Source organism: Kluyvera sp. CHPC 1.251 (genome assembly GCF_036759945.1).
GTDB classification, from domain to species: domain Bacteria; phylum Pseudomonadota; class Gammaproteobacteria; order Enterobacterales; family Enterobacteriaceae; genus Kluyvera; species Kluyvera sichuanensis.
Map to the genome: position 1 here is coordinate 1 of NZ_JAPKIC010000035.1, position 661 is coordinate 661.

Here is a 661-nt window from a genome sequence, read left to right on the forward strand (position 1 = left end):
CGAAAAACAATATTATCAGCGGCTCGGAAGTGTCTAGATTATCTGTGGCGATTCAGTTCACAGCGCCATGAGGGCGAACGACTGATTGCGATTTGGTGTCGTTCGGTCGATGCGACGCATGATTTTCTTTCAGCGCAGGATAGAGCTGATATTGAGGTCCAGGTACGGGCATTCCTGCCGGAAGCCCCACTCTGGGTGGCAGTAGATGACCATGATGTACCGGTGGCGTTTATGCTGCTGTCTGAGCATCATCTGGAGGCACTATTTGTCGATCCTGATGCGCGAGGAACCGGCGTGGGGCGTATGCTGGTTGAACATGCGCTGTCGCTGATCCCCGATCTGACCACGGATGTTAACGAGCAGAATGCACAGGCGGTGGGGTTCTATCAGAAGATGGGGTTTGTCGTGACCGGTCGGTCGGAGACGGACGATCATGGGCGACCTTATCCGCTGCTGCATTTACGTTATTGCGGTGCCACTCAAGAGTCGGCGTAATCTACAAAGCAGTTGTAGCCCGGGCGAGCACAGCGACCCCGGGATGTTCACCGCTCTTTCATTTCCCGCAGACGCAAAAAAGCCCATCCGTCAGGATGGGCTTCTTCACTTATTTGATGCCTGGCAGTTCCCTACTCTCGCATGGGGAGACCCCACACTACCATCG

At 54.8% G+C, this 661-nt stretch carries 1 protein-coding gene; it reads left to right on the forward strand.

Translation table 11 applies throughout. The features are described from left to right. The first annotated feature begins 42 nt into the window (after positions 1–42). Positions 43–495 (forward strand): acetyltransferase, encoded by a 453-nt coding sequence (locus V6940_RS22705; RefSeq protein WP_333497411.1) that lies wholly within the window; start codon positions 43–45, stop codon positions 493–495. The last annotated feature ends 166 nt before the right edge of the window (positions 496–661 follow it).